Annotated in this window: 1 protein-coding gene; it reads right to left on the bottom strand. The window is 67.7% G+C overall.

Features of this window, described 5'->3' with window-relative positions; genetic code table 11:
• Positions 1-97 precede the first annotated feature (97 nt).
• Positions 98-1,015, bottom strand: a 918-nt coding sequence (locus tag AB0J69_RS61730; RefSeq protein WP_364138705.1) for an AMP-binding protein, incomplete at its 5' end; no start/stop codon positions are given.

The following is a 1,015-nucleotide window of genomic DNA, read 5'->3' as shown; positions in this document are numbered from 1 at the left end:
AAGATCACCCGTTCTACTGGATCTCCGTTCTCATGTCTCTGGTTCAGCCGAACACCTTGACGCAACCGCCAGCCGTCCTAACTTCCCGGCATTGGCCCTAACGGTCGCTGTAGAGCTCGTCGATCTCCTTGGCGAAGTCGCGCATGACCAGATTGCGCTTGACCTTGAGCGTCGGCGTCAGATGCCCGCTGTCCTCCGTGATGTCCCGGTCAAGGATCGTGAACTTCTTGATCTGCTCGGCCCTCGACACCGACAGGTTCGCTTGGTCCACCGCCGTCTGGATCTCCCCCCGCACCTTCGGGTCCGACCGCAACTCGGCCACCGACGACCCGGCGGGCACTGCTTCGGGATCCAGGATGACAAGGGCCGCCAGGAACGGCCGGCCGTCACCGACGATCACGGCCTCGGAGACCAGCGGATGGGCACGCAGCGCGTCCTCCAGCGGCCCCGGCGCGACGTTCTTGCCGGCCCCGGTCACCAGGATCTCCTTCATGCGTCCGGTGATCCGCAGACAGCCGTCGGTGTCCAGCTCGCCCGCGTCGCCCGTGTGGAACCAGCCGTCAGCGTCGATCGCCTCCGCCGTGGCCTCGTCGTTCTTCCAGTAACCGGGGAACACGTTCCGGCCCTTGACCAGGATCTCCCCGTCGTCGGCGATGCGCAGCGTGACGCCCGGCAGCGGTTTACCCACAGTACCGATCTTGTTGGCGCCCGGCATGTTGACCGAGACCGGGGCCGAGGTCTCGGTGAGCCCGTAGCCCTCGAAAACCTCGATGCCGACGCCCCTGAAGAAGTGACCGAGCCGCTCGCCCAGTGCACCGCCGCCGGATACGGCGGCCGACAGGCGTCCCCCGGTGGCCGCGCGCAGCTTGGAGTAGACCAGCCTGTCGAACACCGCCCGCCGCAGGCGCAGCCCGAGCGGCGCGCCTCCCGAGCTCTCGGCCTTGCTCCAGGCCACCGCCACGTCCACCGCGCGGGCGAAGATCTTGCCCTTGCCGCCCGCGATGGCCTTCTGCTC

It is taken from the genome of Nonomuraea sp. NPDC049709 (genome assembly GCF_040674815.1).
Taxonomy (GTDB): Bacteria; Actinomycetota; Actinomycetes; order Streptosporangiales; family Streptosporangiaceae; genus Nonomuraea.
The sequence above is the reverse complement of the archived record's forward strand: the minus strand, read 5'-3'. Positions and strand labels throughout refer to the sequence as shown.